This window comes from Microcella sp., from assembly GCF_040286215.1.
Taxonomy (GTDB): domain Bacteria; phylum Actinomycetota; class Actinomycetes; order Actinomycetales; family Microbacteriaceae; genus Microcella.
In genome coordinates, this window is the sequence record NZ_JAVKCK010000021.1 from 12148 (window position 1) to 28736 (window position 16589).

Sequence of the window (16589 nt, forward strand, 5' to 3'; positions counted from 1 at the left end):
GAGCATCCGACCCCTCCCGGCGTCGACTCCCCGTTCAGCGCGCGCGGTGGTCCTCGATGGTGGCTTTCGGCCCGAATCGCGGCGCCACGACCCCGCTCAGCGTGATGAGCCGCACCACGCGCTGGCGCTGCCCCGCGAATGGCGCGAGCAGCGACAGCATGCCGTCATCATCGGTGCGCTCGCCCGTCACGTAGTGGCCGACGACGTGGCTGAGATGGGCATCCCCGACGCTCACCGCATCGGGGTCGCCGTGCGCGCGCTGCGTGATCTCTGCCGCCGTCCAAACCCCCACGCCCGGGATCGAGGTGAGCGCGGCCACGATCTCGGGGCCACCGCGGCCGAGCTGCAGGGTGCGCTCCAGGGCGGGTGCGACCGCCGCCACGCGGCGTGCCGTGCGCACGCGCTGCGGGCCGACGCCCGCACGGTGCCAGTCATGGTCTGGGATGCTCCGCCACCCGTCCGGCGTCGGCACGACCCGCATGCCCTCCGGTGCAGGCCCGGGCGGCAACTCCCCGTGCTGCAGGAGCAGGCGGCGCCACGCGCGCCGGGCCTCCACGCCCGTGACCTTCTGCTCGAGGACCGCGGGAACGGCGGCCTCGAGAACGAGGCCGCTGCGGGTCAGCCGCGCTCCAGGGCGGCGGCGCTGCACCGAGGCAAGCGCGGCAACGGCCTGGGCCGGCCAGCCCGGAACGTCACGCTCGGCGGTGAGATCGAGGGATTCGGGGTCGTCTCCCTCTCCGAGGAGCGCGGGCGCCTGCGCGATGCTCCACTCAGCTCCAGGGCCCCACGCGGTGACCCGCACTGCTCCGCCGGCGGGGGCGAGCATCGGTGAGAGGTGCAGGGTCGCCGGCCCGTCGGGGGTGCGCTGAGTGCGCCACACGCTGCCGTCGGGCATAGATCGCGAGGTCGGGTCGCCGCGCCCGCGCTGCAGGGGTGAGAGGGTCGCGCCGAGGTCGAGAGGATGGCCGGGGCAGTAGTCGAGCGCGGACTTGGCGCTCGTCGGTCTCACTCCTCGGTGATGCGCACGACGACCGATGCGGAGCGGGAGCGCCCCCGCACGCGGCCGAGGGCGCGGATGGCACGGAACTGGGCGCCGTACTTGTCGAGGAACAGCTCGTCGAGCCTCGCTGACGCCTCGGCGCTGTCGTCGACGCTCGCCTGCGCGGCCACGATGGGTGCTCCGTCGCGCGGATGACCGACACGATCGCACGCCTGGAGTGTCACCGCGGGGGTGTGGCGAATCCGCTTGACCTTGCCCGCGTCGGCAACGGTGGTGACGAGGAGAGCGTCACCGTCTCTCGCAACCCACACGGGTGTGCGCACGTCGATACCGGAGCGTCGGGTGGTGGTGAGGAGCGCATACTGCTCGTCGCCGAGCGCGAGCAACGGGGAGGGGCCGGTCATGCCGCCACGCTAGAGGGGGCGGCTGAATGCAACGTGCGCTTTCTGCCGCCCCCGGAGCGGACCGCCGTGCGGTCCGCTAGAAACCGGTCGTCGTGAACAGCGCAGCGCTCGTGAGAGCCACGCCGATGCCGATGATCAGGCCGAGCACGAGGAAGATGATGCTCAGGATGATCGCCCACTTCGCGAAGGGGTTGGCGTAGCCTGCGGCCTTCGACTGGTTGTTGGCCACGATGCCGAGGATGAGGCCGAGAAGGGTGAAGAGGAAGGCGAGGACGAGGGCGACGATGCCGAGAGTCTTGCCTGGATAGTCGGCGGGGCTCGCGGCGGGCTCGGAACTGTAGGGCGTGGGCTCGGACATGCTGGGCTCCTCACAGGGTGGGGGCAAACCCGGGGCGGGCTTGCCGTCGGAAAAAAACTCTACCGGCTGAGGGCGTCTGTTCTGAAGGGGCCATGCCGAAGGTCGGCGAAGCGCGTTTCGGAGGGTGCTGCCGAGGCACCAAGATAGAACCCATGAGAATCGGAATGCTCACGAGCGGCGGCGATGCGCCCGGGCTCAACGCGGTGATCCGCGGCGCCGTGCTGATCGGCCAGACGGTGCACGGGCACGAGTTCGTTGGCCTGCGCGATGGATGGCGGGGGCTGGTCGAGGCGGACACCATGCCGCTCGGTCGCAACGAAGTCAAGGGCATCAGCAAACAGGGCGGCACGATCCTCGGCACCTCCCGCACGAACCCCTTCGAGGGGCGCGGCGGCGTTGACCGAGTCAACGACGTCATGACCGAGCTCGGGATCGATGCGATCATCGCGATCGGCGGGGAAGGCACCCTCGCGGCGGCGAAGCGCCTGACCGACGCGGGGATCCGCATCGTGGGCGTGCCGAAGACCGTGGACAACGACCTGGACGCGACGGACTACACGTTCGGCTTCGACACGGCTGTGCAGATCGCGACGGAGGCGATGGATCGCCTTCGCACGACGGGGGATGCCCACAGCAGGTGCATGGTCGCCGAGGTCATGGGGCGGCACGTCGGATGGATCGCGCTGCACTCAGGCATGGCAGCGGGCGCGCACGCTGTGCTGATCCCGGAGCAGCGAACGAGCATGGAGCAGATCGCGGCCTGGGTCTCCAGCGCCGCCGCGCGCGGCCGAGCGCCTCTCGTCGTCGTCGCGGAGGGCTTCACTCTCGACTCCATGGACGATCCGCATTCGGAGCGCGGTCTCGACGCGTTCGGCCGCCCTCGCCTGGGTGGCATCGGGGAGATCATCGCCCCACTCATCGAGGAGCGCACGGGCATCGAGACGCGAGCGACCACCCTCGGCCACATTCAGCGTGGTGGCACGCCGACCGCCTTCGACCGCGTCCTCGCGACGCGGCTCGGCATCGCCGCGGTGAGCGCCGTCACGAACGGCGACTGGGGCCGCATGGTCGCCCTGCGCAGCACGGAGATCGTGACGGTGCCGTTCGCGGAAGCCCTCGGCACGCTCAAGACCGTGCCGCAGTCGCGCTACGACGAAGCGGCGATGCTGTTCGGCTGAGCATCCGGTGCACCGCCCCTCCCAGACCTCGCGCCCAGACCGTGCGCGCGCATAGTGTGGGCGCATGACGCGAGGCTGGCAGCTCACGCGGCGTGACGACGGAGTCGACGCTCGGCTGGTCGACGACGTGGGCGACCTTGGCCCGGGAGACGTGACCGTCGAGGTGACGTGGTCGGGCATCAACTACAAGGACGCGCTCGCCTTCACCGGCAACCCTGGGGTCATGCGTCTCGACCCACTGGTGCCGGGCATCGACCTCGTGGGGCGGGTGAGCGCGAGCGACGACGCCCGCTGGACCATCGGTGACCGCGTGCTGCTCAACGGCGACGGCGCCGGTGAAACGCACCACGGCGGCCTCGCTGAGCGGGCCCGCGTCTCGGGCGCAGCGCTCGTGGCCGTGCCCGACTCTCTCACCGATCGGCAGGCGGCCGGCATCGGCACAGCCGGCTTCACCGCCATGCTCGCCGTACTCAGCCTCGAGGATCACGCTGCGCCCATGGACTCGGTGCTCGTCACGGGAGCGAGCGGAGGCGTCGGATCCTTCGCGATCGCCCTGCTCGCACGCGCCGGTGCGACCGTCATCGCCTCCTCGGGCCGGCCCGAGCATGTCGAGCACCTGCGACGGCTGGGAGCAGCCGAGATCATCGACCGCGACGAGCTCGATGTCGACAGCCGGCCGCTCGACACGCAGACCTACAGCGCCGCGATCGACTCGGTCGGCGGTCGCACGCTGGCGACGATCCTCAGCCGTACGCGGCACGGCGGCACCGTCGCGTCGTGCGGGCTCGCGGGAGGCTCCGAGCTGCCCACGACCGTGATGCCCTTCATCCTCCGCGCAGTGACGCTCACGGGCATCAACTCCGTGCACTGCCCGACCGTGCATCGCGAACGAGCCTGGCAGCGGCTCGCGCGCGACCTGAACGCGGAGGTCATCGACGCCATCATCACCGAGACGAGTCTCGACGACGCGCGAGCCGCGGCGGCGAGCCTGCTCACCGGTGGGGTGCGAGGTCGCATCGCCGTCGAGGTGCGCGGAGCATCCCGATGAGCGGCGCCAGCGCGCTCGGCCTGATCGCCGCGGGCATCGCGGTCGCCGCCCACCTCGCGATCTTCGTGCTCGAGAGTGTTCTGTTCACCCGGCCCGCTGTGCGCCGACTCTTCGGTGTGCGGTCGGCCGACGACTCGGCGCCGCTGCGGCTCTTCGCGCGCAATCAGGGTGTCTACAACCTCGGGCTCGCGCTCGTCGTGGTCGTCGGCGCCGCGCTCATCCTCACGGCGCCGTGGGGCGCCCTATCCGGAGCCGAGGTCGCTGGCCCCGCGCAGGCCGCGATCGGCATCGGCGTGCTCGTCGCGGGCTGCTCCGTGATGGTGCTGGCTGCGCTCGCTCTCGCGGTGACCGCACGGCGGTTGTGGCCGGCCGCGCTCGTGCAGGGAGTGCCGCCCGTCATCGCGATCGGAGCGCTTCTTCTGCTCTGATCTGCGGCGTGGCGGGAGAGGGGCACCCGACTCGTCAGGGCACGACAGGGGGGCAGTGGTCGTCGGGGTCCATCGCGTACTCGGCAAGTGCGCGAACGAGCGCGCTGCTCGACCGCTCCTCCGCGATCCGGTGCACGGTGAGGCCCGCGGCGCGCGCGTCGAAGGCGGTGCGCGGGCCGATGCAGGCGACCACCGTGCACTCGGGCAAGGGCGCGAACTGTTCGGCGATCTGCCGGGCCACACTGCCCGAGCTCACAAGCAGACCGTTGATGCGGCCCTCCGCGATCTCGGCGACAATGTCCGGCGGCGCGGCGACGCCGACCGTGCGGTAGGCACTGACGAATCGCGCGTCAATGCCGCGATCGCGCAGTCCGCTCACCAGGGTGGGCTCGGCGATCTCCGACTGGGGCACGAGAACGCGCGATCCGTCCGGGTCGGGCCATTCCTTGACGAGGCCGCGAGCCGAGTGGTCGCTCGGCACGAAGTCGACCGGGTACCCGGCGAGCTGCAGGGCCTGCGCGGTGGTCTCGCCGACAGCGGCAACGCGCGTGCCCTCCGGCAGCCGGACGCCTTGGCCCAGAAGAACGTCCACTGTTGTCGCACTGGTCACGACGAGCCAGCCGTACTCTCCCGCGCGCAGTGCTCGCAGCTCCGTGTCGAGCGCGGCCTGGTCGTCGGCGCCCGCGAAGTTGATGAGCGGCGCGATCACCGGTGACGCCCCGAGGGAGCGCAACTGGGCGGCGATGCCGTCGCCCCACTTGCCGCCGCGCGGCACGAGAACGCGCCAGCCGAGCAACGGCTTGATGACCGGCAGCGCGCCCGTGGGCGTGCGGTCGATCGTCATGTCTGCGGGTGGGGACATCACGTTAATGATGACCCTGGAGCGCGCAGAGTCATAATCGAGCCCCCGAAGGGCTTGGCGACGCTCAGTCGTCGCTGAAGATCGCCCACGCGACGAGCCCGACCACGACGACCGCGGCAGCGGTCGCCCCGATGATCCACGGGACGGGGTTCGACTCGTAGGAGGCCTGAGCGCGCTGAGCCGCCTCGGTGCTGCGCTTCTTGACGTCGAACTTCTCGTCGATCGCGTCCAGCGTCTGCTCGAGCTGCGCGCGCGTGGCCGATACGGTGCTCTTCACATTGCTCGTCGCCGTGTCGACGGTGTTCTTGACGGTGTCGCTCATGAGTTTACTCGCTTCCTGAGCCCGCGAATGGCGCGGACATCTTCCTTAACGCTGTCGATGGTCTCGGTGGGGGTGGGGGGAACGCCGCGCTTGAGCTGCCCGTAGCCGACGAGGCCGATGAGCGCCGCGAGCACGAGCAGGATCCCGCCGACGATCAGGGCGGCGGCCCAGGCCGGTACGACGAGAGCAAGCGCGAGCACCCCCGCCGCCGTGAGCACGAGCGCCGCGAAGAAGGCGAACACGCCTGCTCCGACGAGCAGGCCGGCGCCGATGCCCGCGGCCTTAAGCTTGCTCGAGATCTCCGCCTTCAAGGCCTCGATCTCGGCCTGCAGCAGTTCGACGATGAGTCGAGGCACGTCCGCGATGAGCGAGATCAGTCCTCGACGGGAGCGTCCTTCCGGGGGGGTGGTCATCGTCTACCCCCGCTCAGGACTTCGTCGACGAACTAGAGCCCTTGGCGGACGAGCTCTTCGTCGTCGAACTCTTGGCGGCAGAACTCGTGCCGCCGCTCGAGGTCGACTTCTTCTGGCCACCTGAGCGTGAGCCGGCGGCCTTGGTCGTGCGGGCCTTGGTCGTCCGAGCCGTGGAGGTGCGGCCAGTGATGCCGCCGACAATCTTCTTGGCACTGTCGGAGACGAATCCGGCGACCTCGGGAGCCTTGTCTTTCACGAAGTCCTCGGCCTGCTCGACCCTCTCCTGCACGCGCGGGTCGTTCCAGAGCCGCGCCGACGCGGTCTTGATCTGCTCGTAGCGCTCGCGGCCCGCGCGAGTGCCGAGTATATAGCCGACGCCGAGTCCAGCGGCGAACAGGATCTTGCCTCTCATGGCTCCTCCTTCTGCGATGGGCACGGATGTGGAGCGTCCGCGAAATTCCAGCGTAGCGCCGTCCGACCCGTACCCGCCGGGGAATACGGAGGGGATTCCCAGGGCAGTGGGGAGAGGCGGACCCCCGCAGCAGCCGCTGTGGCCCGTCATCACTACGACAGGGCGCGCACCGTTCGCTGAGCGTGAGCGATGATGGCGGCGAGGTCAGGGCCCGCGATCTGCTCACCGACCATCGGGATGCTCGCTGTCGCGTCGACGGCGTCGGCCCGGTGCCATGTGGTCACCGCTGACCCCAGAACGCTGCGCGAGGACACCTCCGTCCCCATCACGCGGCTGGCATCGGCCCGTGCCTGCTCGGCGGTGACGTCGCTCTCGTAGGTCAACCGCAGCACCTCCCGATCGTGAGCGACCTCGCGCACCCACTCCCAGGTGGCCGAGACATGGTCGAGGGCTCGGGCGCGCACGCTCGAGCCGCGCGCCACGACCACGCGAGAGCCGCGGGGGGCGCCCTCGATGCCGGAACCGTCGAGCACGAGTGTGACGACGTGCACTGCCGCGCGTGTGCCAGCCCCGACGAGCCCCGGTGCGGCGACGATCACGCGCCCCGCGATGTGCTCCCCATCCCGATCGGGGTCCGCCGTGGCGACGACCACGCCCTTCTCGTGCACCTCCGCGACGCGCGTGCCGTAGAGGACGGACACGCCGAAGCGGTCGAGTTCGGTGAGCAACGCGTCGACGAGCACCGTCATGCCGCCCGCGAGGCTTGCGGTCTCGCCGTGAGCGGGAGCGTCGAGGCGAAGACGTGTGACCGCTCGGCTCAGTGAGTTCTCGCGCAGCAGATGGTGCACGAGACCGGGTACCGCGCTGACGGGTAGCTCGTCGGGATGACGCCGGTGCCTATCGTCAACCACAGGCGCCACAAGCTTCTCGAGCACGCCGTCGCCCATGCGGCGTCGCACGAGGCCTCCGAGGGTGGCAGATCTGGCCCCCCAGGGGCCTGGCATCACGGCATCGAGCATTCCGCGCCAGGCGTGCCGCGTACCGGTGATGCTGACCACATCGGCCGACAGCGGAGCGGAGGGAATGCCGAGGAGACTCATCTCTGGAAGGCGTACGCAACGATCCTCGGCGCTGTGCAACCAGGTCGTCGCCTCCCGGCGGCGCACGATTCGTTCGCCGAGGCCCAGTCTTCCGAGATAGTCGCGCATCACATCGTCACGGGTCGCGAACGAGTCTGCGCCGACGTCAAGCCGCAGGCCCGCGATCTCCTGCGCGCGAATCTGGCCCCCGGCCACGGAGTCGGCTTCGAGAACCCGCACGGTGTAGCCCTGCAGCACAAGCTCGCGCGCTGCGACCAGACCCGCGATGCCCGCGCCGATGACGAGAGCGTCGCGCGGCGAAGCGTCGCCTGCTTCGGCACCCTCGGACGCGGAGCCGTTCACGCGTGAAGTCTCTCGAGGACCGCGAGCAAGGCCAACCCGTACGCCTCGGGTGCAGAGATGCTCTCGAACGGTGTGCGCTGGCCCGCCAGTTCGATCGTCACGCGGTATCCGTCGTCGATGACCTCCAGCGAGCGGAAGGCGGTGCGCAGCAGATCGCGCAGCTGATCTTCGTGCGGCAGCCACAGGGTGTCACCGAGGTCGACGGAGTCGAGGGCCCACTCGGTTGTGCCGTTGAAGCCGAGCACGGTGCCCGAGGGGTACTCGTGTGCCTCGATCGTGAGTTCGCTCACCGTGAAGACGTCGGCGTCGAGCTCGTGCCGGTCGATATGGAAGCGGTCACCAGACCGAGGGGTCCACGACAAACCCGCGTCCCGCAACGCTCTCGCGAGTCCGGTGCTGATCATGCCTCCAGGGTGACAGCACGAACCGGGTGCCGCCTGGAGGGCGGCACCCGGTTCCTTGCGGCTTTCCAGCGCGCTAGGCGTCGACGCGCCGACGCGCCACGACCATGCCCATTCCGGTGAGGGTGATGAGCAGCGCCGCGAGCCCGAAGGCTCCGGTCAGGTCGCTCGCTCCCGTGAGGGCCAGAGTGGGCAGGTCACCGCCAGCGAGATCGGTGCACTCCTGCTCGGGCACAAACGTGTACTCCCATTCCGTCTGCGTCTCGGCCGCGAAACCGAATCCGAAGTCCGCCACCGCCTCCACCATGACGGTGGATCCGGTCTCAGCGTCATAGGTGCCGGGCTCGGTCGCCGTGCCGTTGACAAGCCAGGAGACTCCCTCAGTCTCGCTCAGTGTGTAGGTACCGAGGAGGTCGTCGCAGTCCGGGAGGGTGAACGACGAGTTCGGAACCACGAGCGGGAAGGTGTCCAAGCACCCGCCTTCCGGTTCGGTGAAGGAGAGATTCCAGGTCGTCTGCGCTCCGTCGCTGAACTCGATATCGTCTCGATCAGGGGCGATCGAGGCGACGATCTCCACGTCCGTTCCCGCGAGAGGAACCGGGTAGAGGCCGGGCTCGACGGTCTCGCCGTCGATCGTCCACACGACGCCGTCGGTCTCCGAGAGCGTGAAGGAGCCACCGAAGAGGCAGTCGAACGCGGTGGAGTTCACGGCGGGGGTGACGAGCGTGGGCTCCGGCTCGGGGTAGCTGCACGGGTTCTCGTTCGTCGACGCGGTGCCCTTGCTCAGGCCATCACCCCAGTGAACCTTCATCCCACCAGTCGCACTATCCAGAGCGAAGAACAGGTCACCGGCGATCGACACACCCTCATGGATGACCGTGCCACCCACCTTCACCTGGAACGGAACACCAGCCTGGTCAGAACGAATCCGCACGATGTACGTGTTCGCATCCCACTCGGTGGCATCGCCCGCGTACTCCGTGTTCAGAACCGGACCATCCTCCACCGTCTTGCACATGAACGTGATGTTCATCACCGCCGGCTCCGGTGCGTCGGGCGCGGGACACTCGCTCACGCTCGGCTCGCCCTCCTGACCACCGCCGGTGCGGTTGTCCTCACCGAGGACGTAGGAACGGCCCTGCGCGTCGGCAAAGTAGGAACCCACCCCCTGGTAGTCGGGAATTGCGTTGACGCTGACGCTGATCGGGTTGTTGCCCGTCTGAAGGCGCTCGTCGACACCGGGCGTGCCGACGTACTTGCAGACGAATACTTTGGCGGAGCCGTTGGAGCTGGCGATCACCGTCGCCGGCGCACTCTCGCTCGTATCGTCGTCAGGGGCGGCGACGGCGACGCTCGCGCCACCGAGGCTCATACCGAGGGCGAGGACGGTGGCCGTCATCGCGGCGAGGAAACGCTGTCTAGACCTCATGGTGGTTGCTCCGTTTTCGGGTAGTGGAGCCTCGCGCGTCGGGTACGGCGTGGGAGGTCCGGGGGGTCTTCCGGTGTACTGCTTCTCTGTTCAGTTGTGATTCGTGTTCAGTGGTGATTCGTGAGTGGTGATTCGGGTGATGCAACCCGGCGCGACAGGCCGTTTTCGGGTCGGTCCGGCGCGCCGGGCTGCGTTGTGGTCGCGGGAGCTACTCCATCAGCTGGCGTCGAAGAACGAAGCCCAGCCCCGCGAGGATGATGATGACCGCTCCGATCCCGACGCCGGTGAGGGCGTTGCTGGCACCGGTGATCGCGAGCGTCGGCAGGTCGCAGTCGCTCTCGTCAGCCGCACCGATCGTGAGCGGGAAGCTCACAGGGTCACTGCCGGAGTCGTTGAGGCTGTCCTCCGGATCGGTCAGAACGGCGGTTACCACGTAGTCGCCTGCGGGCAGCACCGTCGTCTCGTCGGTGAGCTCCTGCTCGTTGTCCGTGCCGTACGCGAGGTAGTAGCGAACCGGGTTCGGGTTCACTTCGGGTCCGGTCGAGAACTGAACGGTGATCGAGCCGCTTGTCACACCGAAGGGTGTGCAGACCTCGTTCGTCGCGGTGGCGCTCGCCGGCCAGTTCGCCAGCTCGGGCAGCTGGCAGCCGTCCGGGTAGGTGTTGAACGTGCGATCCAGCGGCGCCGGCTGGTTGGGGTCGAGCACATAGCCCGGGTTGGCTACTGGCGTCGCGAGCACATAGTCGCCCGGATTGGCGGTGAACGTCTTCGACACCTCGTTCTCGCCGAACACGACCTCGAAGGGCTCGTCGCTGTTGACCGTCACCCAGTAGGTGAGGCCTTCCACGAAGTAGAGCGTGTACGTCGCCGTGAGGCACGTGTCGACGTACTCGAAGGGGTCGATGACGGGCAGCTGCAGGCAGAGCTCGTCGTTGGGACCCTCGAGAGTTCCGGTGAAGGTCAGCGTCTTGCCGTCCGACGACACCTCGCGGCCCTCGACATCGACGTCCGGGCTCTGGTCGAAGGTCGTGTTCGCGCCGATCGCCGTGAAGACGACCGTGTAGTCACCGTTGTCCTCTACCGTCACCTCGTCCAGTGCGGCGAGCTCGGTGTCGAAGGCGAAGCCGTCCACGTCGAGACCCTGGGGCTCGAGGCACGTCGCGTCGGTGAAGGCGAGGAACGCGTTCGTCACCGGGAGGACGCAGTCCTCCTCGCCGAGCGCCGGTGCTAGATCGCCTGTAGCGGTCAGCGTCGACTCGCCGTTGCCGAACCGGCTGCCGGACGGCGCAGTGAAGACTACCTCGTAGGATCCGCTCGTCTCACCGTCGTCGACGATCGACCATGTGACTCCGTCGGAGACGGTGAAGCCTGACTCGTCGAGACGCTCGGCGCTGAAGCACGACGGGGCCGACGTGGCGACGGCGGCCGTGGCCTCCGCGCACTGGCTCTCGTCAGCCGGCAGGAGCGAGATGGAGAAGGTCTTCGTCTTGGCGCCGTCGCCGAACAGGTAGCCGTCCGCTGCCGTGGCCACGATGACGTACAGGTCATCGCTCACGTTCACGGTTCCGAACGACGCGTTCTGCGTGGAGAGCTCCGCGTCATCCCAGGACTGACCTGACTCGCAGTCCGGGTCGGGCAACGTCACGGACGCCGAAGCGACTCCGCAGTTCTCGGTCGCGGACATGACCTCCACGTCGAACGGCGAGGAGTCGGCGGCGAGCTCGGAGCCGTCCTCGGCGACCGCCGTCACGCTGTAGGTGCCGGCTTCGAGGCCCGCGAGCGTCGCCCCCGGCGCGAAGGAGCCGTCGATGCCCGCGACCGAGTAGCTCGCGATGCCGTCGACGTCACCGAAGATAATCGTGCCGTCACCGTCGAGGCAGTTCTCCGGCGTCGACGTCGCCGTCGGAGTCACCGGGCAGTCGACGTAGTCACCGAGGTCGAACTCCCATTGCGTGGTCGTTCCCGGGGCGAAGACGTAACCGTTCATGGCGGTCGCGACCACCGTGAAGACGCCCTCCTTCGCGTCGCCGACAGCGACCGTCTCGAGCCCGGCGACGGAGCCATTCTCATCAGCGGCACCGCGGTAGACGGTGTAGCCGACATAGGGATTCTCGACGTTCGAGATGTCGATCGAGCCGTAGGTGCCGCACTCGACGATGGGAGTCGCGGTCGGTTCGTTCGGCTCGGCCTCGTTGCAGCCGGGCGTCATCACCAGGTACGTGGGCTTCGGTCCAGTGAAGCCCATGTTGTGCAGGAACTTCTCCGGGAAGGGGTTGTTCGGTCCGAACAGCTCCGTGCCGATGTACGGCATCGAGGTGAAGGATGCGTAGATGTCGCCCTGACCGCACTGGACGGGCGCGTGGAAGTAGTAGGTGCCAACCGAGTCGATGTAGCCCTCGTCGTGGTCACCGGCCGGGTCTGTGCCTCGCAGGGTCTGTGGCCAGACGCTGTCGAGCTTGGCGAAGTCCCAGGCCGCCGCGACGACCCAGAAGGGCTTGCACAGTTCGTCGCTGTAGCCGTCCATGGCGGTGACCGTGATGAGGCCCGAGTTCTTGGGGTTCGACTCGGTGAACGTGCTGAGGTTGTAGTAGCTGTAGGAGACCGCGCTCTTGGGCAGGCACGGCAGTTCGACCACGACGCAATCGGTGGGTTCCAGGAATCCGAAGGTCCACTCCGTCTGCGTCTCCGCAGCGAAGCCGTAGTCGTCGCTCTCGGTCTCCGCGCGCACATCGATGGTCGTTGCGGTGGCGACCGGGTAGGTGCCCGGGGCGACCTCGGCGTAGTCGCCGCCGTTGGTCGAGACGGTCCAGACGACGCCTTCGACGTCGTCGAGCGTGTACGAGCCGTCGGCATCGCAGGTGATCTGCTGCATCGATGCCGTGGGAACCACGAGCTCCTGGGTCGGCAGGTCACCGCAGGTCACGAACCTGTTCTCGTCGCGATCCTGGTTGAAGTAGGTGCTGTTGAACTGCACCCACTCGATCGTCCACGTTCCCGTGAAGTACGGCCCGTACTCGAAGATCAACAGCCCCGAGTTCAGCTGCTCCTGCGAGATCGGCACCTTGACGCTCTCGATGCCGAAGGCAGGGGCGAACTTGAGGAAAGCGTGGAAACCCGAGGTGCTGTCAGGATCTCCGTTGGCGAGCTGGTTCTCGTTGATCTCGAGGTTGATCTGCCCTCGCACGCCGTTGTAGACGACATCGACGTTGATGTGGTCAGCGCCGTTCAAGGGCCGCTGCGTCTCGTAGCTGATCTCGACGCAGTCGACGATCATCGTCGGGTCGGGCGTCGACACGATGCGGTACCCGACGTGGGAGGTGCCGTGCCCCGTCTGCGCCTTGAAGTCGAATGAGGAGCCGTTGTACGCGCTCGAGTCGATTCCCGCAACGATTGTCGACCCCTTCACGCAGAAATCGACGTCATAGCCCGACGCGATGGTCCAGCTGAAGGCTCCGTTCTGTGACCACGTCGCTGAACCCCAGGGTGCGCTGAAGGTGCCGCTGCTGGCATCCATCGCCCCCGGCTTCTGGTACCCGGCCTTGTCGCACGTGAGACCGTTCTCCTGGGTGAAGGTGACTCCCGTGATGGTCGGCAGTGACGACGACGGAGGTGTGGACATCGCGGGCGTGACGCCACCGACCGCGAGACCCAGCCCGACGATGGCGGTCGTGGCGGCGGCGAGGATACGACGGCGCAGGGAGGCGGCGCGTTCGGCACGGCGGGTTGCTTTGCGAGACATGATGGTGCGCTCCTGGGGGGGTTGGAGCCCCACGCTGCGGGGTGCGCAGCATGGGTACGTCGGGTTACCGCTGATCGAGTCGCTGGGTGCGCCGGGATCCGGGGAGATCGTCGGCGCCGACACGGTCGGCCGGGTGTGGGTGTTCGGGTGCTGTATCGACCCTGCGTCAACATCGGGTAGACGCAGTTCGAGAACATGGGGAGACTACTCTGTCCGCCCTTTGGGGGACAATACGGACAGAATGGTCTACCCCTGGATTGGGGAGAGCAATGATCAATTCTCAGTGCACGAACTCGAGAAGGTCAAGCCCGAATGTGCGCAGGGCGTCGATCACCCGCAGCCGTCGACCGAGATCGCTGTCCTCGAAGTGCACAGAGACCGCGTAGGAGACACCAGCGCGCGGGCCTCGGAGCACGCCCGCCTCCGATCGAACGCCCGCATCCGTGCCGGTCTTGTTCACCATCCAGGTGTTGTGCTCGACGCCGAGGTGCGCCAGCGGATCCCGGCCGAACGATCCCGCCACGAGAGACAGGTCAGCGTTGAGCGAGAGCCACCCGAGCACGCGGCGACTCGTCTCCCCGTCAACGATGTGCCCGTGCGTCAGAGCATGGAAGAGCCACGCGAGTTCCGCCGTCGAGCCCACCGACAGCTGCGGGGCGTGGTCGGGACCGCGTTCGTCCCGCACCCGATCGAGCAATGCCGTTCGCGCGAGGCCGAGCGCCTCCGACCGGGCGCGGACGGCTTGCAGTCCGATCTGGCGCAGCAGGGCGTTCGTGGCGAGGTTGTCACTCGTCGCGCCGACCAGCGCAGCGAGATCGCCGAGGGGGAAGGCTGGCGCCTGAAGGTGCCGCCACAGGCCACTGTCGGCCACTGCGTCGCCCTCGGTCCGGTCGATGATCGCGAAGTCCGAGACCGAGCGATCGGTCAGCCGCGCGCTCACCTCGATGAGGAGGAGGATCTTGCCGACGGACGCGGTCGGCAGCACGATACGCTCATCGACCGCGAAGACGCTGCTGCCGGTCGCCAGATCGCCGACAGCGACCGAGACGCGTGCGCCCTCGAGTGCGAGCGCCCCCAGCGCCCGATAGGAGGCCCTGAAGCCCGGCTCGCGATTCTCCGCACGGTGGCGCGCCACCGGAGGGGCGCCCGCGTGGGCTCCCGGAGCTCGGGTCAGGGGCAGGTCTACCAAATGGTCACACGCTCCTCGGGCGAGAGCCACAGCGCGTCCGCCGGCGTCACCTCGAAAGCATCGTAGAAGGCGTCGATGTTGCGCACGATCTGATTGCACCGGAACTCGTTCGGCGAGTGCGGGTCGATCGATAGGAGGCGCAGCGCCTCCTCCGGTCGGATCGCGATCTGCCACGCCTGAGCCCAGGAGAGAAAGAACCGCTGCGCTGCCGTGAAGCCGTCGACAACGGGAGGCTCGGCACCATCGAGCCAGATCAGGTATGCCTTCCACGCGATACCGAGACCGCCGAGGTCGCCGATGTTCTCGCCGATCGTGAGGGCGCCGTTCACGTGGTGGCCGGGCGTCTCCCGAGGTTCGAGCGCGTCGAACTGCCCGATCAGAGACGCGGTGCGCGTCTCGAAGGCGGCGCGATCCTCCTCCGTCCACCAGTCGAGCAGTCGCCCGTCGCCGTCGTAGCGCGAACCCTGGTCGTCGAAACCGTGCCCGATCTCGTGCCCGATGACCGCGCCGATGGCACCAAAGTTGGCCGCAGCATCCCGATCGGCGTCGAAGAAAGGGTGCTGGAGGATCGCGGCGGGGAAGACGATCTCGTTCATGCCCGGGTTGTAGTAGGCGTTGACCGTCTGGGGGGTCATGAACCACTCGTCGCGGTCGATGGGCTTGCCCACCTTTCCGAGCTCGCGCTGGAACTCGAACTCGCCCGCGGCGCGCACGTTGGCCAGCAGGTCATCCGCCGAGATCTGGAGCGTGCTGTAGTCGCGCCAGCGCACCGGGTACCCGATCTTGGGGGTGAAACGCTCAAGCTTCTCGAGAGCCTTCTCGCGGGTCGCCGGGGTCATCCACTCGAGCGTTGAGATGCTCTGCCGGTAGGCCTCCACGAGCGTCGCCACGAGGGCGTCCATCTCCTGCTTCGCCTCGGGCCGGAAGTGGCGCTGTACGTAGGCGGCACCCACCGCCTCCCCCATTACTCCCTCGACGAGGCCGACGCCCCGCTTCCACCGTGCGCGCTGCTCCTGCGCGCCGGTGAGGGTGCGGCCATAGAAGTCGAAGTTCGCCTCCACGAAGGCCGCCGAGAGGTAGGGGGCGTACGAGCGCACAATCGACCAGCGCAGCCAGTCGAGCCAGTGATCGAGCGGCCGCCCCGTGAGCTCGGCCGCGAACCCGGAAGTGAATTCCGGCTGCCGCACGACCACCTCGGCGAGCGCAGCTGCTGGAATGCCGTAGCCCTCTCGCCACGCATCGAGCCCGACACCCTCCGCTGAGCCAGCCCACTCATCCCACGTGCGCAGGTTGTACGTCGCCTGGGCGTCCCGGTTGCGCACGTTGTCCCAGTGGTGGCCGGCGAGCGCGGTCTCGAGGGCCATCACGCGCTCGGCACGAGCGGTCGCGTCGCCAAGGCCCGCGAGCGCGAGCATCCTCTCGATGTGCGCGAGATAGGCGCTGCGCGTCGCCTCGTGCGCGTCGACGCGGTAGTACGACTCGTCGGGCAGGCCCAACCCGCCCTGCTCGACGAGCACGACGTAGCGCTCAGGGTCGCCGGGGTCGTTGTCGACGAAGAGCTGCACGACGCCGCGGGCTCCCTCGCGCTCCAGGCGCCCCATCGTGGTCAGGAAGCCGTCGATGTCGGAGACCGCGTCGACCTGCGCGAGGAGGGGCTCGAGAGGAGCGGCTCCGAGCGCCTCGATGCGCTGCTCGTCCATGAAGCTGGCGTACAGGTCGCCCACCTTGCGCTCGGCGCTCCCGGGCTCGGCAGCCTGCGCCTCCTCGATGATCTCGAGCACCGCCTTCTCCGCCTCTTCGGCGAGGATCATGAACGACCCGTAGCGCGCCTTGTCAGCCGGAATCGGCGTGCGCGCCTGCCAGAGTCCGTTCACGTGGCGGAACAGGTCGTCCTGCGGTCGGATGCTCGGGTCGAGTTCTGCGCGGTCGATGCCGCTCGCGAAGGCGTCAGTCACGAGAATCGA

16 protein-coding genes are annotated in these 16589 nt (G+C 68.4%); 3 read left to right on the top strand and 13 right to left on the bottom strand.

Annotated elements, in window-relative coordinates; all coding sequences use genetic code 11:
* Positions 1-34 precede the first annotated feature (34 nt).
* From RJQ01_RS10000 to RJQ01_RS10010, 3 genes are all read right to left on the bottom strand, one after another.
* Positions 35-1009 (bottom strand): DNA-3-methyladenine glycosylase family protein, encoded by a 975-nt coding sequence (locus RJQ01_RS10000; RefSeq protein WP_350476584.1) that lies wholly within the window; start codon positions 1007-1009, stop codon positions 35-37.
* On the bottom strand, positions 1006-1404 hold the full coding sequence (locus RJQ01_RS10005) for a PPOX class F420-dependent oxidoreductase (RefSeq protein WP_350476585.1): 399 nt from the start codon (positions 1402-1404) through the stop codon (positions 1006-1008). The genes RJQ01_RS10000 and RJQ01_RS10005 overlap by 4 nt, the downstream gene beginning before the upstream one ends.
* 76 nt (positions 1405-1480) lie before the next feature.
* Positions 1481-1762 carry a hypothetical protein gene (locus tag RJQ01_RS10010; RefSeq protein WP_350476586.1) on the bottom strand — a complete coding sequence of 94 codons (282 nt, stop codon included), beginning with the start codon at positions 1760-1762 and terminating at the stop codon, positions 1481-1483.
* Between the two features lie 152 nt (positions 1763-1914).
* Between RJQ01_RS10010 and RJQ01_RS10015 the strand changes: the two genes are divergently transcribed.
* The 3 genes from RJQ01_RS10015 to RJQ01_RS10025 all read left to right on the top strand — a co-directional run bounded on the left by RJQ01_RS10015 (position 1915) and on the right by RJQ01_RS10025 (position 4416).
* Positions 1915-2940 carry a 6-phosphofructokinase gene (locus RJQ01_RS10015; protein ID WP_350476587.1) on the top strand — a complete coding sequence of 342 codons (1026 nt, stop codon included), beginning with the start codon at positions 1915-1917 and terminating at the stop codon, positions 2938-2940.
* 64 nt (positions 2941-3004) lie between these two features.
* Positions 3005-3988 (top strand): MDR family oxidoreductase, encoded by a 984-nt coding sequence (locus RJQ01_RS10020; protein WP_350476588.1) that lies wholly within the window; start codon positions 3005-3007, stop codon positions 3986-3988.
* Positions 3985-4416 carry a DUF1304 family protein gene (locus tag RJQ01_RS10025; protein ID WP_350476589.1) on the top strand — a complete coding sequence of 144 codons (432 nt, stop codon included), beginning with the start codon at positions 3985-3987 and terminating at the stop codon, positions 4414-4416. Before RJQ01_RS10020 ends, RJQ01_RS10025 begins: the two co-directional genes overlap by 4 nt.
* A gap of 34 nt (positions 4417-4450) precedes the next feature.
* Here the strand turns inward: RJQ01_RS10025 and RJQ01_RS10030 are convergent, their stop codons facing one another.
* The 10 genes from RJQ01_RS10030 to RJQ01_RS10075 all read right to left on the bottom strand — a co-directional run bounded on the left by RJQ01_RS10030 (position 4451) and on the right by RJQ01_RS10075 (position 16580).
* A complete protein-coding gene (locus RJQ01_RS10030; protein WP_350476590.1) occupies positions 4451-5278 on the bottom strand; it encodes a uroporphyrinogen-III synthase in 828 nt (275 codons plus the stop codon).
* A gap of 64 nt (positions 5279-5342) precedes the next feature.
* Positions 5343-5600: a DUF3618 domain-containing protein gene (locus RJQ01_RS10035; RefSeq protein ID WP_350476591.1), complete on the bottom strand. Its 258-nt coding sequence runs from the start codon at positions 5598-5600 to the stop codon at positions 5343-5345.
* On the bottom strand, positions 5597-6013 hold the full coding sequence (locus RJQ01_RS10040) for a phage holin family protein (RefSeq protein ID WP_350476592.1): 417 nt from the start codon (positions 6011-6013) through the stop codon (positions 5597-5599). Before RJQ01_RS10040 ends, RJQ01_RS10035 begins: the two co-directional genes overlap by 4 nt.
* 13 nt (positions 6014-6026) lie before the next feature.
* On the bottom strand, positions 6027-6425 hold the full coding sequence (locus RJQ01_RS10045; protein ID WP_350476593.1) for a YtxH domain-containing protein: 399 nt from the start codon (positions 6423-6425) through the stop codon (positions 6027-6029).
* A gap of 152 nt (positions 6426-6577) precedes the next feature.
* Entirely contained in the window at positions 6578-7867 is a 1290-nt protein-coding gene (locus RJQ01_RS10050) for a protoporphyrinogen/coproporphyrinogen oxidase (protein ID WP_350476594.1), read from the bottom strand.
* On the bottom strand, positions 7864-8271 hold the full coding sequence (locus RJQ01_RS10055) for a pilus assembly protein CpaE (RefSeq protein ID WP_350476595.1): 408 nt from the start codon (positions 8269-8271) through the stop codon (positions 7864-7866). The genes RJQ01_RS10050 and RJQ01_RS10055 overlap by 4 nt, the downstream gene beginning before the upstream one ends.
* A 73-nt stretch (positions 8272-8344) precedes the next feature.
* The gene (locus RJQ01_RS10060) at positions 8345-9667 is read right to left on the bottom strand and encodes a hypothetical protein (protein WP_350476596.1); all 1323 of its coding nucleotides are present in this window, start codon (positions 9665-9667) and stop codon (positions 8345-8347) included.
* Positions 9668-9905: 238 nt separating this feature from the next.
* A complete protein-coding gene (locus RJQ01_RS10065) occupies positions 9906-13436 on the bottom strand; it encodes a hypothetical protein (RefSeq protein WP_350476597.1) in 3531 nt (1176 codons plus the stop codon).
* A gap of 280 nt (positions 13437-13716) precedes the next feature.
* Positions 13717-14571, bottom strand: a complete 855-nt coding sequence (locus tag RJQ01_RS10070; RefSeq protein ID WP_350476598.1) for a serine hydrolase — start codon at positions 14569-14571, stop codon at positions 13717-13719.
* A gap of 47 nt (positions 14572-14618) precedes the next feature.
* Positions 14619-16580 (bottom strand): M13 family metallopeptidase, encoded by a 1962-nt coding sequence (locus RJQ01_RS10075; RefSeq protein WP_350476599.1) that lies wholly within the window; start codon positions 16578-16580, stop codon positions 14619-14621.
* Positions 16581-16589: the final 9 nt, after the last annotated feature.